Below are 15257 nucleotides of genomic sequence, written 5' to 3'. Positions count from 1 at the left end.
CCGTGGAAGCTCCGCTGTATGCACTCGGGTCAAGCGCAGTCACCAACCTGTTGGCATTTGCCCCGGGGCGCACAGCCCCAGTCGGGACAGCCGCTGGTCCTGCCAGCGCGCCTCATAGTCGGGGGATCGACGTCCGGTTTCGGCCGGTCTTCCGGCATCGGCTTGAAAGTTGGATGATTGACCCACAACGCGGATGTGTTCTATGTCATATTGAGCTCTCAGTCTGTACCGTTTGTAACGGCTGGTCACAGCATTACAAAACTTGTAATGCTGTGTGCCGTTCCAGCTGGTCCAGACCGGCACCGTGGCCGGCCGCTCCTCGTGAAAGGTGTAGTCGCTCGTGAAACCAACTGCAAAACGCCCCTTCCGGGGCAGGGGACTCCGGAAAGCGACGGCATTTGCCGTTGGCCTGCCGCTGCTCCTCACCTCGATGGCGATGAGCCCCGCTACCGCGGCGCCCGCCGGGCAGAATACGGCAATTACCGCAGAGAAAACTGCGGCGACTGAGTTCAAGGATGGCCGTTACATTGTGGTCCTCGCAGCCAAGGCCGCCGCCGCCTACGAAGGGGAGACCCCGGGCCTGCTGTCTACCAAGCCACAGAACGGCCGGAAGCTTGACGAGGACAGCCCTAACTACAAGGCCTACGACGCGCACCTCCGCAAGACCCAGCGGGACGTTGCCTCCCAACAGGGAGTGACGCCGTCGAAACAGTTCACGGCGGCATTGAACGGGTTCACGGCAGAACTGACGGCAGCGCAGGCAGACGAACTTTCCAAGGACGCCAGAGTGCTGGCGGTCGAGCCCGACGTCGAAAATGCCCCCGACTACACCGCCACTGACTTCCTGAAGCTCACCGGCGAGGAGGGCGCCTGGGAGACCCGATTCGGCGGCGAGGAGAACGCCGGCAAGGGGGTTGTGGTTGGTGTGATCGATTCGGGTTATGCCCCGGATAATCCGTTCCTGCAGGGTGAGCCGGTTAAGCCTCTCAGCGGCCCGGCGGAGATGGGCGTGCCCTACCGCGCCGCCGACGGCCGGATCGCCATGCTCAAGGCTGATGGCACCACATTCGAAGGCGAGTGCCAGAAGGGTGTGGGCACGGGTGCGGGGTTCGACGGGACACTGTGCAATTCGAAGGTTGTCAGCGCCCGCTACTTCGCGGACTCCTTCCTGCAAGTCGTGAAGCCGGAAAACCGCGCTCCCCAGGAACTGATCTCCCCGGTGGACGTAGGCAGCCACGGCACACATACGGCCACCACGGCCGCCGGCAACGCCAACATTGAGCAGGTTCTCGACGGCGTAAGTTTCGGCAAGGGTTCCGGCGTGGCACCCGCTGCCAAGGTTTCGGTCTACAAGATCTGCTGGGAAGATGATAACCCGGCTACCGGCGGCTGCTACACCTCATCATCCGTCGAAGCCATTGACGCCGCCATCAAGGACGGCGTTGATGTACTGAACTACTCCATCTCAGGCAACACGGACAGCACCACCGATCCCGTGGCGCTGGCCTTCCTTAATGCGGCCGCGGCCGGAGTGTTCATCGCCGCCTCCGCCGGCAACTCCGGGCCGGGCGCGTCCACCGTCAACCATGCGTCGCCGTGGCTGACCACGGTGGCGGCCTCCACTTTCCCCAGTGAACTGCTCGGGACGGTCAAGGTTTCGGACGGAACCCTGTACCGCGGTGCCTCCATCATGAAAACCGAAGTCACAGACAAGCCGGCGATTGTTGCTGCAGACGCTGCAGCCGCAGGTGCGGCCAACCCCGGCCTGTGCGGACCCGGCACCCTCGATGCGGCCAAGGTGGCCGGCAAGATCGTAGTCTGCGACCGCGGCGTGGTGGACCGGACGGCCAAGAGCCTTGAGGTCCAGAACAAGGGCGGTGTGGGCATGATCCTGGTCAACCTCACCAACAGCTCGGAAGACACCGACAACCACGTCGTCCCCACCGTCCACGTCAACGCCCCCAAAAGCCTGGAATTGAAGTCCAAGCTCGAGGGAAACACCGCCCTCACGGTCAGCCTCGTTAAGGGCGACCTCACCGGCGAACCGCTGCCTCCGGCCCCGCAGGTGGCCGGGTTCTCGTCCCGGGGCCCCACCCTGGCTTCCGGCGGGGACCTCCTCAAGCCGGACATTTCCGCCCCCGGCGTCAACGTCCTTGCCGGCGTTTCCACCATCGGCAACAAGGGCGCCCAGTTCGGGTTTATGTCCGGCACGTCCATGGCAGCACCGCACATCGCCGGCTTCGGCGCGCTGGTGCTCGGCAGGCAGCCACACTGGAGCCCAGCAACGGTCAAGTCTGCCATGATGACCACCGCCTACCCGCTGGTCGACGCTGCCGGCGAACCCAACCGGAATCCGTTCGAAGGCGGGGCCGGCCACATCGACTCCCTCCGTGTGCTCGATCCGGGCCTGGTCTATGACTCGGGCATCACTGACTGGCTCGCCTTCCTGAACGGCCAGGGGGTAGTGACGGGCGCTCCGCAGGCTGGGTCGGTTGCCGCCCAGGACCTGAACCTGCCCTCGATTGCCCTCGGCAGCCTCGTGGGTGAAGTGCAGGTCAAGCGCCGGCTGACAGCGCTCGTTCCGGGCATGTACCGGCCCAAGGCGGACCTGCCCGGCTTCAGTGTCCGGGTTGAACCCGAGGCGCTGAATTTCGCCAAAGCCGGCCAAACCCGGGAGGTGACCATCACCATCCGCAACGAGAGCGCCACCGTGGGTCAGTTCACCACCGGCACACTGACCTGGAAGGGTCCGCGGACCGTCACCTCACCCATCGCCGTGCGGCCCGTTGATGCGCGGATCGCGCCGTCCTTCTCCTTCAGTTCCGCCACCGGGACCGGCAGCGGAACCATGGACCTCGTGTCCGGCTCCGATGATCCCCTCGCCGTGGCGGTGGAGGGTCTTGCTCCGATGAGCCAGACCGCCATTTCCAAGACGCCGGGTGCGTACGCGGCAACCAATGATGAGCACAACGCACTTGTGAGCGTGACCGTTCCGGCGGGTGCCACTTTTGCCCGCCTCGGGGTGCAGGCGGAAAAGAACGACGTCGACTGGGACATGGTGGTTTACGCACCGAATGGTGCGGGCGGGCTGGTGCCCACACAGGTGGCGACGGCCTCGGCCAGTGAGTTCCTGGAGCTGGAGTCGCCGCAGGCCGGCACGTACTACATCGTGGCCAACCTCTACTCGACACCGGACAAGAGTGCCGCCAAGGCAACGGTCCAGGCGGCCTCCCTCTCGGGTGACGCCGGGAACCTGACGGTCACTCCGAATCCAATCGTGGCGCCCAACGGCACAGCCACGGCGGCAACGCTGAACTGGACGGGGCTCTCGGAGGGCTCCTACCTGTCCCGCCTCAAGCTGGGGGGAAACGGGATCAAAACCCTGGTCAACGTCCAGTTCGGAGCCGCTGCCGCAAAGGCCCCGGCAGGTGCTCCGCCCATGGCGCCCGCGGACAGGATCCCGGCCGGCTGAGGCGGGGGACAGGAAGCAATCGCACCATCAGGGCGTCCCGGTCAGCACTGCTGGCCGGGACGCTTCAGGTCCGGGACGATCCAGTTGTCCCGGACGTCCCGCCGGTTTCGGGTGTCCCGCCAAGCAGCGCGGACAGTGCGTTCCAGCGGGCGATCTCGCAGCCGTCCGTGCGCCGGAAAACCGCCCGCACCTGGCGTCCATGAAAGGTGCCGGTGACTTCGGCGACTTGGGGCCCGCCGTACTGCTGCGTGCACAGTTTGGGCGGTCCCGGTTTGGGGAAGAAGATGTCCTCGCCGAACCGCTCCACCGCCTCCAGCGCGGCATCGGGCGCCGGGAGGGTCGAGCCGTCCAGGGTCCTGCCGCCCGCTGCCACCAGGCGGAATACATACTCGCCGGCAGCAGGTTCCTCCCGGAGCCTGATGGCCAGGTCCACGCTGTCCGCGGGTTCAGGGACCGATGTGCCGGTCACGGCGTTGCCGTCGCCGTGAGCGGGGCCAGCGCATCTGCCAGGCGCCCGCGGAGAAGAGCGGCCTCCGCCGCGAAGGCCCGCTGGTGCTCCACATACGCAGCTTTGCCCTCGGGCGTTTCGATCGCGATCGGTGGGTATCCCCACTCTTCCAGGTCATAAGGCGAGGCCTGCATGTCCATGGTCCGGATCCGCCAGGACAGCTCGAAGCAGTCCATGACCAGTTCGCTGGGCAGTGCGGGCAGCAGCTTATAGGCCCACTTATAGAGGTCCATGTTGGCGTGCAGGCACCCGGGCTGTTCCAAGTGCCGCTGGTTCTCGCGGCTTGGTGACAGCTCGTTGAGCCCGCTGGCGTCAGGAGTGTAGAACCGGAAAGCATCGAAGTGCGAGCAGCGGATGCGGTTGTCCTCCACCACCTTGTCCGTGCCGGCCGAGCCCAGCCTCAGCTGCAGGTATTCGTGGCGCAGGTCGAATTTGTCCTGGCGGTAGACCATGGCCCATTCGTGCAGCCCGAAGCAGCCGAACTGGGCCGGCCGGGCCGCGGTTCCGCGCAGGATGATGTCCGCGAACGCCACTGCCTCACGCCGGTCAGCCAAAAAGGCGCCGCGGTCAAAGGTGACCGCCACGCAACCCGACGGCAGCCCGGCGGCGGTGAGTCCACCGTCGTCGAGCGTTCTGTAGTGCTTCCACCCGCCGCGGGCGGCCGCACCGGCACCGGTGAGTACGACGCCGGCGCCCGGGTGCCAGCGCAGCAGCTGGCCGGGTTTCTGGGTGTAGTAGGTGAAAAGGAAGTCCTCCACGGGGTGCTTCCGTCCCGCCGAACGGCGGGCAAGGTAAGGAGCGGAGTAACGGCGGACGCGTTGCTGGTGCGCTTCCTCGCGGGCACGCCAGGCATCGGCCGTGAGTAGGCTAAGTTGCTCCACCGGTGGCACCCAGGACGTCTTCGGCTGCTTTCCAGGCTCCAATTTCGCAGCCGTTGGTCCGGGCGAAAGCGGCTTCCACGGGGATGTCGTCCACAATGCCGGTCACCGTGGCGGTCTGCGGCCCGCCGTACTGCTCGGTGCAGACCCGGTTGGCGTCCTTTGGGGCGGGGCTGAGGAGGGCTGCGTTGTTCTTGAGGGCGGCGCAGGCAGCATCAGCGTTGGGGTGTTTGCTTTCCGCTGCGGGGACTCCGTCACGGCAGACGAGGGTGTAGTTGACGGCCGGTTCGGTAGCGGACGGCTTCACCATAATCGCAAGCTCGGCGTTGCCGGCACCGGGGCCCGCCGTCGGGGCCGGGAGTGCTGTCGGGGACGGCGCGGGAACGGTGGTCTCGGTGTCCGGGGACGGGGCGGGTGAGGCGCCCTGGGAGGCGGATGGACTGACCGTCGGGCTGCCGGATGATGGGGCGGGATTATCGGGCGTCGCCGTGCACGCGGCGAGTCCGGCCACGGCGAGAATCGCCAGGAACGGCCGTACTGTTCGCAAAGGCATGAACCCTCCTAGGTTGCTGCCATTTTACGCGCTGCCGGCGTCCGCGTGGTCCCCCGTAGCGGCAATGAGCGCCATCATCGAGCTGTGCAGCTCGCCTACCTGTTCCCGGGTCAGGCCCAGCCGGTTCATCATGGTGCCCGGGACCGCCAATGCCTGCTGCCGCAGCCCGGCGCCGGCGGGAGTCAGGCCCACGGCCAGGCTGCGTTCATTCCCGTCCACCCGCTGGCGCGTGACGAAGCCCGCTTCCTCAAGCCGCCGAAGAAGCGGCGAGATGGTTGCCGGTGCCTGGGCCAGGGCTTCGCTGATGTTCCGCAGTGTCCGCGGGGCCGACTCCCACAGGCAGAGCATTACGAGATATTGCGGGTGCGTCAGCCCCAGCTTGTCCAGGACCGGCTTGTAAGCGCCTACCACGCTCCTGGATGCCACGGTGAGCGCAAAGCAGAGCTGCTGCTCCAGCAGGAGATCGTTGTCCTGATGGCGTGCGGCGCCAGAAATGGCCGTCATCGCAATCCTCCTTTAGTTAGTGCACTAATTATTAGCGTACACTGGACTCAGAAATCGGTTCTATCGAAGGGTTCACTTCCATGGGTAAAGGCAACTCGGCGGACAACGCTAACGCGTCCCAGCGGTTCATGCGGGCCATGGGCAAGCTCCGGGTTGTTCTCGGGCCGGCGAACCGCAGTTCCCTGGTGCATGACATGACCGAAGAGAACAGGGCTCTCCTGGTTCAGCGTGAGCGCGAAACCCAGCAGTGGGAAACGGTCACCCGCCCCGATGGCAGCACCTATGTTGTGCCCCGGAATCCGGGCGACCAGTCCCTGCGCTGACCTCCATGGGCCACCCGTCCCGGGCCGGCACCTGCGGGTCCTTTTTTGGGCTCCGGGCGTAAAATAAGGGCACTGGCTCCAGAAGGCGCCAGTTGCTCTTCGCCCGCACAGTGGGAAGGGGGTGGAAACAATGGGACATGCTCTCACCGGTTTTATGAACACCACCGATCGGCTCCGTTTCTTCTTCGGCCCGGCAACACGCCTGGACTCTGATACGCCAGTAGTGCACAAGCATGATGACTTCGAGGAGGCATCCGAAGAGGACCTTGCCCACTTCGTGGTGGAAACCGATTCCGAGGGACACCACTACGCGGTGCGCCGCGAAGAACTCGACAAGCAAGGCTGAATCAAACCAGAAGCAACGCGGGGTCACTCCCGGCCCAATAAACGAAAGTTATTGGGCCGGGCGTGGGCCCCCGTTGCGTATGAGCCGGGATGCGGCTAGCGGCCGGTGCCGCCGTAGACGGTTGCCTCGTCTTCGCTGTCCAGGTCGAAGGCCTTGTGGATGGCGCGGACGGCGTCATCGAGAAGATCGGCGTGCGTGACCACGGAAATCCGGATCTCTGAAGTGGAGATCATGTTGATGTTGATCCCTGCGTCGGACAGAGCCTTGAAGAATGTTGCGGAGACGCCGGGGTGGGACCGCATGCCGGCTCCGATGAGCGACAGTTTGCCGATCTGTTCGTTGTACTCGATGTTTTCGAAGCCGATGCTCGGCTGGGCAGCCTTGAGCGCGGCCAAAGCTTCAGCGCCTTCAACGATGGGAAGGGTGAAGGAAATGTCCGTCTTGCCCGTGCCGTGCGTGGAAACGTTCTGCACGATCATGTCGATGTTCGAGTGGGCATCGGCGATGACCTGGAAGATGGCGGCGGCCTTGCCGGGGATGTCGGGCACGCCCACAACGGTGACCTTGGCTTCGGAACGGTCATGTGCGACGCCGGAGATGATTGGCTGCTCCAAGGCAACTCCCTCTTGAGTGGTGATCTTGTCTTCGGCGCTGGGGATGACCCAGGTGCCTTCGTTCTGGCTGAATGAGGACCTGACATGCAGGGGCACGCCGAACCGGCGCGCGTATTCGACGCAGCGCAGATGCAGGATCTTCGCGCCGGACGCGGCCAGCTCCAGCATTTCCTCGCTGGAGATTGTGTCGATCTTCCGGGCGGAATGAACCACCCGGGGGTCGGCGGTGTAGATGCCGTCCACGTCGGTGTAGATTTCGCAGACGTCTGCTTCCAGCGCGGCCGCCAAAGCCACGGCAGTGGTGTCCGAGCCGCCGCGGCCAAGAGTGGTGATTTCGTGGGTGGTCCGGCTCATGCCCTGGAACCCGGCCACGATGGCGATGTGGCCCTTGTCCAGGGACGTGCGGATGCGGTGCGGATCGACGTCGATAATGCGCGCCTTGCCGTGGATGCCGTCCGTGATCATGCCGGCCTGGGAACCGGTGAAGGACTGGGCGGAGGCGCCCAGCTTGTTGATGGCCATGGCCAGCAGGGCCATGGAGATGCGTTCGCCGGCGGAGAGGAGCATGTCCATCTCGCGGGCGGGGGCGGAGTCGGTGACCTGGCCGGCGAGGTCCAGCAGTTCGTCGGTGGTGTCACCCATCGCGGAGACGACCACGACCACTTCGTTGCCGGCACGCTGTGCGTCTACCACCCGCTTGGCGACGCGCTTGACGCCGTCGGCATCCGAAACGGACGAACCGCCGAACTTCTGCACGATCAGCTGTTTGGTGATGACAGTGCCTTCGGGCAGCGTCTGCTGCTGCGTGGCTGCGTGCACTTCGGAAGTGGGCGTACTCATGCGCGTACCTTCACTGGATCAATCGGAGTTCGGGAGGTCAGGCACGGCCATTTGCGGCTGGACGGCGTGACGTGTTCAGGCCAGTTTATCGCCGCCGGCCGCAGGCGGGGAATTGTGACCGAATCTCAGCCTTCCGGCGGATACTTCGCCGGCGCCCCCGCGCGTAGTCTCAGAATGTCAGTATGCATGCGACGGCTTGGGGGACAGGTGCTCGGAGAATGACAACAAATCAGGACAAAATGGGTTTACCGGCGCGGCCGGGGGGTCCTGGGGCCGATGGTATTACGGCGACGGCGGTGAGCCGCAGCTTCGGGCAGGTGCACGCCGTCGAGCATATGGATTTCCGTGCTCCGGCTGGAAAGGTTACCGCCCTGATCGGGCCCAACGGGGCCGGCAAAACGACGCTGTTGCTGATGCTTGCCTCACTGTTGGCGCCGGATTCCGGCACCATCACGGTGGAGGGGCTTGATCCTCGGCGCCACCGTGCCGAGGTGCGGAGGCGGATCGGTTGGATGCCGGACACGCTGGGCGTGTGGGAGTCCCTGACAGCCCGCGAAATCCTCACCCAGATTGCACGCTTCTACCAGCTGCCCAAGGCCGGGATGGCGCAACGGGTCGCGGAAATGCTGGACCGCGTCCGCCTGAGCGACCTCGCCGACCAGCCGGCCCGGGTCCTCTCCCGGGGGCAGCAGCAGCGCCTGAGCCTGGCCCGCGCCCTGATCCACGATCCGTCCGTCCTGCTCCTCGACGAGCCGGCGTCCGGGCTGGATCCGGGATCACGGGTGGAGCTGCGCGTGATGCTGCGGCAGCTTGCGGCGGAAGGAAAGGCCATCGTGGTTTCGTCCCACGTCCTTAGCGAGCTTGACGAAATTGCCGACGCCGCCGTGTTCGTTAACCGCGGACGGACCATCCGGCACCAAACCACCGACGAGGCGGCCGCCGCCGGCCGGCGCTACGCCATTTCGGCAACAGACGGGGCAGCGCTCGCCGCCAAGCTCACCGAACTGGGCCTGACGTTCCGGGTGGAGGACGGCCGCCGGGCGGCCGTCAGCCTGATGCTGATGAACGACGACGACGCCGCCCGCCTCCTGCGCGACCTGGTGCTCGCCGGCGTCCCGGTCAGGTCATTCGCGCCCGCTTCGGGTGCCTTGGAAGAGACTTACATGAACCTCGAGGGGGAGCGGCGATGAGCCAACGGACAGAAGCAACGCAGCGCCCACCTGCCCGCGGCCGCGGCGCCGGCTACCTCGGCGGTATTTGGGACGTGGTGGTCCTTGAACTCAAGCAGCGGCTCCGTTCACGCGGCTGGTACATCATGCTGGGTATCTGGTTCATCCTGACCGGGCTGGTGACCTGGCTGACCTGGGCCGCCTGGAATGCCCAGCGCGAAGCGCAGCGGTCCTATTCAACCTTCACGGCGCCGGAAACGGGGCCGGGGTCCATGATCTTCGAAGTGGTGCTGGCCTTCGTCCTCCTCTTCGCGTTGCTCGTGGCGCCTGCCCTGTCTGCCAATGCCGTCAACGGCGACCGCGCCGGCGGCACCCTTGCCATCCTGCAGGTGACCCTACTCCGGCCCGGGCAGATCCTGTGGGGCAAGTTCTTCGCCGCCTGGGCAGCCGCCCTGGCGTTCCTGGTGGCCAGCACGCCCTTCCTGATTATCGGCGTCGCCCTTGGCGGCATGACGCCCGGCCACGTTGTGGTGGCACTGCTGATGCTGGCGGTGGAAGTGGGCGTGGTGAGTGCCATCGGCGTCGGAATCTCCGCGCTCGCAGGGCGTCCGCTGTTCTCCATTGTGGTCACGTACCTTGCCGTGGCCGGACTGGTGTTCGGCTCCCTCATTGCTTTCGGGCTGGGAACCGGGCTCTCCCAGAGGACCATCATGGCCAACCAGGCGCAGTACCGCAGCTACTCGCCATATGAGCCGCTGGAGGAACAGCCGGCACCCATGGAACCCGAATACACGTGCTCCGGGCCTTTGCGGGAACAACCGGCCGTGCACACTGATCGGGTGGCGTGGATGCTGGCCATGAACCCCTACGTGGTGGTGGCAGATGCCATCCCGTACCCGGTCCGGACCTCGAATGCGTTCGGTATGTCATCACCGGTGGGGGCCATTGAGTCCATCAGCCAGGGTGCGCGCTACGCCATGGCAGGGCCTGACGGCACCTACCCCTGCGCCAACGGTGAAGCCAAGCCCCGGTACCTGGCGCAGTCCACGCCTTTGTGGCCGCTGGGGCTGGGCCTGCAGCTGCTGCTTGCCGGGCTGCTGATGTGGCTGGGGTGGCGCTCGCTGCGCACCCCCGCACGCCGGCTTGCGCGGGGAACCCGGATCGCCTGAGCCGGTCTAGGTCAGGGCGTTGCGGCGGCCCTCGAAGGCGCGGCCGAGGGTGACCTCGTCGGCGTACTCAAGGTCGCCGCCCACGGGCAGGCCGGAGGCGAGCCGGGTGACAGCGATGCCGATTGTCTTGAGCATGCGGGCAAGATACGTCGCCGTCGCCTCACCCTCCAGGTTGGGGTCGGTGGCGATGATGACTTCCTGGATGGCGCCGTCGTTCAGCCGCGTGAGGAGTTCGCGGATCCGCAACTGCTCGGGTCCCACCCCGGCGATGGGATTGATGGCCCCGCCCAGCACGTGATACCGGCCCCGGAAGGAGCGGGTGCGCTCGACCGCCAGGACGTCCTTGGATTCCTCCACCACACAGATGACGGACGGGTCACGCCGCGGATCACGGCAGATGTTGCACAGTTCCTGCTCCGTGACGTTCCCGCACACGGTGCAGAACTTCACGCGCTCCTTCACCGTGGTGATGGCCTCGACGAGGCGTTTCATATCCTGCGGGTCGGCTTCGAGGATGTGGAACGCCAGCCGTTGGGCTGACTTGGGACCTACCCCGGGAAGGCGGCCGAGCTCATCGATCAGCTCTTGGACTGCACCTTCGTACACGTTTTCCTCTTTTGGTTTGGCTTGGATGATGAATGGAGTGGAGTGCTCGGGCGGCGCCGGTGACTGGAAGCCAGCGACTAGAAACGGGGAACGATCGGGGTTCCGTCCGGGGAGCGCTCTTCGATCAGCTTCCCGCCCAGAATACGCTCGACGGCGGCACGCCCAAAGACGCCCGATTCCTCGATGGTTTCGTCATCCGCGCTCGGGATGTCCTGGACGTAGGTCGCGGCGGCCGCGCGGGCCGGAGCCTTGGCGCGGCCGGCCTCGGCCTCGGGGCTGTTGGATAACCGCTGGTAAAGACTTTGCCGTGCTTGGGCCACCGAAGCGGACGTCGCCGGGGCAGGCTGCAAGGGTGCCGGAGCCGCAGCCACGGCCACAGCTGGTGCCACGGCCGGAGCCGCCGACGCCATGGCGTACTCGCGGACCTCGGCCCGTTCCGGGACAGATGCCTCCCGGTCCGGCGCCGGAGACTGACTCCCCGGGCCGCCTGGCTCGGGTGCGGTATCCCCAAGGCCGGGGCGGTGGGACGCGTCCGCAGCCGTTGCGGGGGAATGAGCCGCAGGGAGGCTGGCCGGGGAAACGGGGCTCCCGGCTGCAGCTGCGTGCGCAGGAGCGACCCCGGCTGCACTGAGGTCGCCTGCATTGATACCGACCGCATTGATATCCGCGGCATTGATACCGACTGCATTGATGCCGGCTGCAGAGTGGTCCAAGGGACGGCTGGGCGGCGCCGACGGGAGGCCCCAGCTGGCGTCTGCCGCGGACTGCGTGCTGACCGAAGCCTGGGGGATCTGGGCGGTGGCCGGCTCGTAGGTAGGTGCAGGCGGGGCAGCGGGTTCGTCCGGCCTTAACGTTGCCGGGATCTTCCCAACGTTGGGCTCCGTGCCTATTACCCAAACGCCCGGCGCCTGCTCGACGGCGCGGCCCCACGGGTCGTGGGACGTGTCAGGTGAGGGCGCGGCTGCGCCAGCAACAGTGGGGGTGGACAGTGAATCGCCCGCGGCCGCCGTCCGGCTACCAGTGCGGGCCGGCCGTGTGCCGGACGGCGCCGCTGCAGGCCCCGGTTGCGACGGCGGGCGTCGCGGTTCGGCCGGGGCGGACGGGTCCCAATCCATGGGCGGTTCCTCCTCCAATGGAGGAGCGTCCTCATCCCGTGGGGGACCCCAGTCGTCGTCGGAGTAGGCGTAGGAACCCGCGTCGGGCTCGGTGGGACGCGGCTGATCCTGCCGGGCCGGCTCCGGCTCCCGGCGGGACTCTTCCGTTGCCGGCTCGACGGCGGAATTGTGTGCTGCGGCCGGTTCAACAGCCGTAGGGGCCATCCTCATCGCGGCCGGGGCGGCGGGCGCGGCTGAGTCCCGGGCGGCTTCGGCGGTCGTCGCGGGGGCGGCTTCAGTGGAAGGTGCAGGTGCAGGTGCAGGTACAGGAGCAGGAGCAGGACCTGCCGCAGGCGCGGACTCGTGGGCGGCGGCAGAGGCTGGGGCAGTGGCACCTAGGCCGGCCCGGACTGGCGGGGCAGCCGGGGAAGAATCAGGGGCCTGAGCCTGGACGGGCGGCGTGGCAACGCTGCCTGCAGGGGCCAGTCCCCAAGCGACGTCCGCCGAGCTTGGCGGGGTTTGCGGGCTAACGGGTGCTTTTGGGTTTGGCTCAGAGCTCGCTGGGCTGTTGGCGCCCCCGGCGACGGCCGTGATCTGACAGTCGATGCCCACTGTTTTGTGGATCGCCTGGCGGAGGTTCTCCGAGTGGTCAGCCCGGCCGAACGCGCCCGCCAAGCCAGTTGTGGTGAAGGCGAGTGTCAGGACCTGGCCATCGAAGGCGCCCACCTGGGCGTTCGGTTCCACCAGGGCCCAGGTGCTGCGCTTGATTTTGGACAGTGTCTGAAGGACTTCGGGCCAGGCGCGGCGCAGGACTTCAACGTCACCTGTGGTAGCCGGGCCAGCGGGAGCCGGAGGCGCGGCTGGGGCAGGCCGCTCCTGTGCCACTGCTCGCTCCTGTGCCGCTGCCGGGGGACGGGTTCCGGCGGGCTCGTCCACCGGCCAGTCGTTTGTGCTGACCCGCGGCGGGGTCAGCGGCGTCCGCGCATCGTCGGACGCAACTGCCTGCCGCCCAGCAGGGACGGGACTGGCAGGGGCTGCCGGTCCCGAAGGCTGCGCCGGGGAAACGGCGGCCCCGGGGGTTGGGGTCGCTTGAACCTGCGCCGCTGGCGCAGGTGCTGCTTGAACGGGCACCGCCGGCGCAGGTGCTGGTTGAACGGGCGCCGCTGGCGCAGGTGCAGGCTGAACCGGCGCAGCCTGAGCAGGAGGTGCTTGTGCCGGAGCCGAAGCCGGGACCGCCGGAGTGGGTGCTGCGGAAGCGGGCGCGACTGCCGTTGCGGCAGCCCCGGCGTCGTTCCCGGCATAGTTCAGCCGGCGCTCCACACGGTCGATCCGGGCAGCGATTCCGCGCTCTGTCTGTTCCGAACTTGGGAGCAGGATGCGCGCGCAGAGAAGCTCAAGGTGCAGCCGGGGCGAGGTGGCGCCGGTCATCTCGGTCAGCGCCGTGTTGGTGACGTCCGCGGCGCGGGAGAGTTCAGCGGCGCCGAGGTTGTGCGCCTGGTTCTGGAGCCGGGCGATCTGGTCCGCCGGCATGCCGCGCAGGATCACGTGGGCGCTTTCGGGCATGGCCTGGACGATGATGAGGTCGCGGAAGCGTTCCAGCAGATCCTCGACGAAACGGCGGGGATCGTGGCCGGTCTGGATGACGCGGTCCACCGCCTTGAAAACGGTGGCGGCGTCGGAGGCGGCCACGGCTTCCACCACGTCATCGAGCAGCGACGCGTGGGTGTAACCGAGCAGGGCAACTGCCAGTTCGTAGTCCAGGCCGTTGGCCCCGGCGCCGGCCATGAGCTGGTCCAGTACGGACAGGGAGTCCCGGACGGATCCGCCGCCGGCCCTGACTACCAGCGACAGCACGCCGGGGGCTACCGGCACATTCTCCTGGTTGCACAGCAGCTCCAGGTACGCCATCAGCGGCTCGGGCGGCACCAGCCGGAACGGGTAGTGGTGGGTGCGGGAGCGGATGGTGCCGATCACTTTGTCCGGCTCCGTGGTGGCGAAGATGAACTTGATGTGCTCCGGCGGCTCTTCGACGATCTTGAGGAGGGCGTTGAAGCCGGCCGGCGTGACCATGTGGGCCTCGTCGATGATGAAGATCTTGTAGCGGTCACGGACCGGGGCGTAGGTTGCGCGTTCACGAAGGTCGCGGGCGTCGTCCACGCCGCCGTGGCTGGCGGCATCGATCTCGATGACATCAAGGGAACCTGAACCGCCGCGGGCAAGTTCAACACAGCTGGGGCAGGTTCCGCAGGGCGTGTCCGTGGGGCCCTGGGCACAGTTCAGGCAGCGGGCCAGGATACGGGCGGAGGTGGTCTTGCCGCAGCCGCGCGGACCGGAGAAGAGGTAGGCGTGATTGACCCGGTTTTTACGCAGGGCCGTCATCAGCGGCTCCGTGACATGTTCCTGCCCGATAACGTCAGCGAAGGAGTCTGGACGGTATCTGCGGTACAGGGCGGCGGTTGTAACAGTCACGTGAAAACCCTACCAATCCGGGCCGACAGTCTGCCGCCCTGTGGGGGAATAGTAAAGACCCCCCATGCACCCGCCAGAGCCCGTTTACCCTTGCTACCTTCCGGTCCTGGGGGAGTTCAACAGGATGACGCCACATGAGGGGCCGCAGACAACTTTACCCGAACTTTCGGCTTGCCTCGAACCGGCGCCAGAGGGCAGGCTTTGCCGGTTCGCCCCGGGGGTGTGCCTCAACGTCGCCAGCCATTGACCGGCCAGGTCATAAACGCAGGTTCCTCGTAGGGGTGGGCGGCGCGCAGGGCCAGCACAACGGCGTCGAGCATCTCTTCCTCCACAACGCACTCGACCCGGAGTTCAGGCACCTGCTCGCCCGATCCCACGGTACCGAGGAAGGGCTCGGCGCCCGCAAGCGGGGTGAAGCGGCCGGTCCCTGGAGTCACAAACGAGCAATGCGAATAGTTTCCGATCCTGCCTGCGCCGGCCGCGCCGATTGCCTGGAGCAGTGCCTCTGCATGGGGCTCCGGAACATAAACCACCAAGGCGTGCAGCTGTGTCATGGCTTCAATCCTGCCAAGAGGCGGGCGGAAATAGGAGCAATTTCATTGCTTATCCGGCGGGCAGGGCCGATTATGGGTATGTACACCGATTGGGGCAATCTCAAGATTGTGAGCTGCGGGGCCTGGCTGGAGGGCCGGACCCGGCAGCTCAACGGTAT

13 protein-coding genes and 1 other RNA gene are annotated in these 15257 nt (G+C 66.6%); 5 read left to right on the top strand and 9 right to left on the bottom strand.

Annotated features, from left to right (window positions below; genetic code table 11):
* Window positions 1-430 precede the first annotated feature (430 nt).
* The gene (locus IAQ70_RS11555) at window positions 431-3472 is read left to right on the top strand and encodes a S8 family serine peptidase (protein ID WP_190989637.1); all 3042 of its coding nucleotides are present in this window, start codon (window positions 431-433) and stop codon (window positions 3470-3472) included.
* A gap of 64 nt (window positions 3473-3536) precedes the next feature.
* Here IAQ70_RS11555 and IAQ70_RS11550 read toward each other — a convergent pair whose 3' ends face one another.
* Genes IAQ70_RS11550 through IAQ70_RS11535 form a run of 4 tightly spaced genes read right to left on the bottom strand, consistent with a single transcriptional unit; the run spans window position 3537 to window position 5915 of the window.
* Window positions 3537-3941 carry a serine protease inhibitor gene (locus IAQ70_RS11550; RefSeq protein ID WP_190989470.1) on the bottom strand — a complete coding sequence of 135 codons (405 nt, stop codon included), beginning with the start codon at window positions 3939-3941 and terminating at the stop codon, window positions 3537-3539.
* The gene (locus IAQ70_RS11545) at window positions 3938-4870 is read right to left on the bottom strand and encodes a 3-methyladenine DNA glycosylase (protein ID WP_190989469.1); all 933 of its coding nucleotides are present in this window, start codon (window positions 4868-4870) and stop codon (window positions 3938-3940) included. The genes IAQ70_RS11550 and IAQ70_RS11545 overlap by 4 nt, the downstream gene beginning before the upstream one ends.
* Window positions 4848-5411 carry an SSI family serine proteinase inhibitor gene (locus IAQ70_RS11540; RefSeq protein ID WP_190989468.1) on the bottom strand — a complete coding sequence of 188 codons (564 nt, stop codon included), beginning with the start codon at window positions 5409-5411 and terminating at the stop codon, window positions 4848-4850. Before IAQ70_RS11540 ends, IAQ70_RS11545 begins: the two co-directional genes overlap by 23 nt.
* A 24-nt stretch (window positions 5412-5435) precedes the next feature.
* Window positions 5436-5915: a MarR family winged helix-turn-helix transcriptional regulator gene (locus tag IAQ70_RS11535; protein WP_190989467.1), complete on the bottom strand. Its 480-nt coding sequence runs from the start codon at window positions 5913-5915 to the stop codon at window positions 5436-5438.
* 80 nt (window positions 5916-5995) lie between these two features.
* Between IAQ70_RS11535 and IAQ70_RS11530 the strand changes: the two genes are divergently transcribed.
* Together IAQ70_RS11530 and IAQ70_RS11525 are read left to right on the top strand one after the other, a co-directional pair.
* Window positions 5996-6238: a hypothetical protein gene (locus IAQ70_RS11530; RefSeq protein ID WP_190989466.1), complete on the top strand. Its 243-nt coding sequence runs from the start codon at window positions 5996-5998 to the stop codon at window positions 6236-6238.
* Between the two features lie 130 nt (window positions 6239-6368).
* Window positions 6369-6584 carry a hypothetical protein gene (locus IAQ70_RS11525; RefSeq protein WP_190989465.1) on the top strand — a complete coding sequence of 72 codons (216 nt, stop codon included), beginning with the start codon at window positions 6369-6371 and terminating at the stop codon, window positions 6582-6584.
* 95 nt (window positions 6585-6679) lie between these two features.
* Here the strand turns inward: IAQ70_RS11525 and IAQ70_RS11520 are convergent, their stop codons facing one another.
* Window positions 6680-8038: an aspartate kinase gene (locus IAQ70_RS11520; protein WP_190989464.1), complete on the bottom strand. Its 1359-nt coding sequence runs from the start codon at window positions 8036-8038 to the stop codon at window positions 6680-6682.
* 239 nt (window positions 8039-8277) lie between these two features.
* Here IAQ70_RS11520 and IAQ70_RS11515 point away from each other — a divergent pair, with 239 nt between their 5' ends.
* Both IAQ70_RS11515 and IAQ70_RS11510 read left to right on the top strand, forming a co-directional pair.
* Complete coding sequence (locus tag IAQ70_RS11515; RefSeq protein ID WP_190989636.1) at window positions 8278-9228, top strand: ABC transporter ATP-binding protein; 951 nt, start codon at window positions 8278-8280, stop codon at window positions 9226-9228.
* Window positions 9225-10376, top strand: coding sequence for an ABC transporter permease (locus tag IAQ70_RS11510; protein ID WP_190989463.1), 1152 nt, complete (start codon window positions 9225-9227; stop codon window positions 10374-10376). The genes IAQ70_RS11515 and IAQ70_RS11510 overlap by 4 nt, the downstream gene beginning before the upstream one ends.
* A gap of 6 nt (window positions 10377-10382) precedes the next feature.
* Here the strand turns inward: IAQ70_RS11510 and recR are convergent, their stop codons facing one another.
* The 4 genes from recR to IAQ70_RS11490 all read right to left on the bottom strand — a co-directional run bounded on the left by recR (window position 10383) and on the right by IAQ70_RS11490 (window position 15099).
* A complete protein-coding gene (recR, locus tag IAQ70_RS11505) occupies window positions 10383-10982 on the bottom strand; it encodes a recombination mediator RecR (protein WP_164202505.1) in 600 nt (199 codons plus the stop codon).
* Window positions 10983-11059: 77 nt separating this feature from the next.
* Window positions 11060-14545 carry a DNA polymerase III subunit gamma and tau gene (locus IAQ70_RS11500; RefSeq protein ID WP_190989462.1) on the bottom strand — a complete coding sequence of 1162 codons (3486 nt, stop codon included), beginning with the start codon at window positions 14543-14545 and terminating at the stop codon, window positions 11060-11062.
* A 50-nt stretch (window positions 14546-14595) separates the two neighbouring features.
* An RNA gene (gene ffs, locus IAQ70_RS11495) (signal recognition particle sRNA small type) lies at window positions 14596-14692 on the bottom strand.
* 80 nt (window positions 14693-14772) lie between these two features.
* Window positions 14773-15099, bottom strand: a complete 327-nt coding sequence (locus IAQ70_RS11490; RefSeq protein ID WP_190989461.1) for a hypothetical protein — start codon at window positions 15097-15099, stop codon at window positions 14773-14775.
* Between the last annotated feature and the right edge of the window lie 158 nt (window positions 15100-15257).

This window comes from Pseudarthrobacter sulfonivorans (genome assembly GCF_014712225.1).
GTDB lineage: Bacteria > Actinomycetota > Actinomycetes > Actinomycetales > Micrococcaceae > Arthrobacter > Arthrobacter sulfonivorans.
The sequence above is the reverse complement of the archived record's forward strand: the minus strand, read 5'-3'. Positions and strand labels throughout refer to the sequence as shown.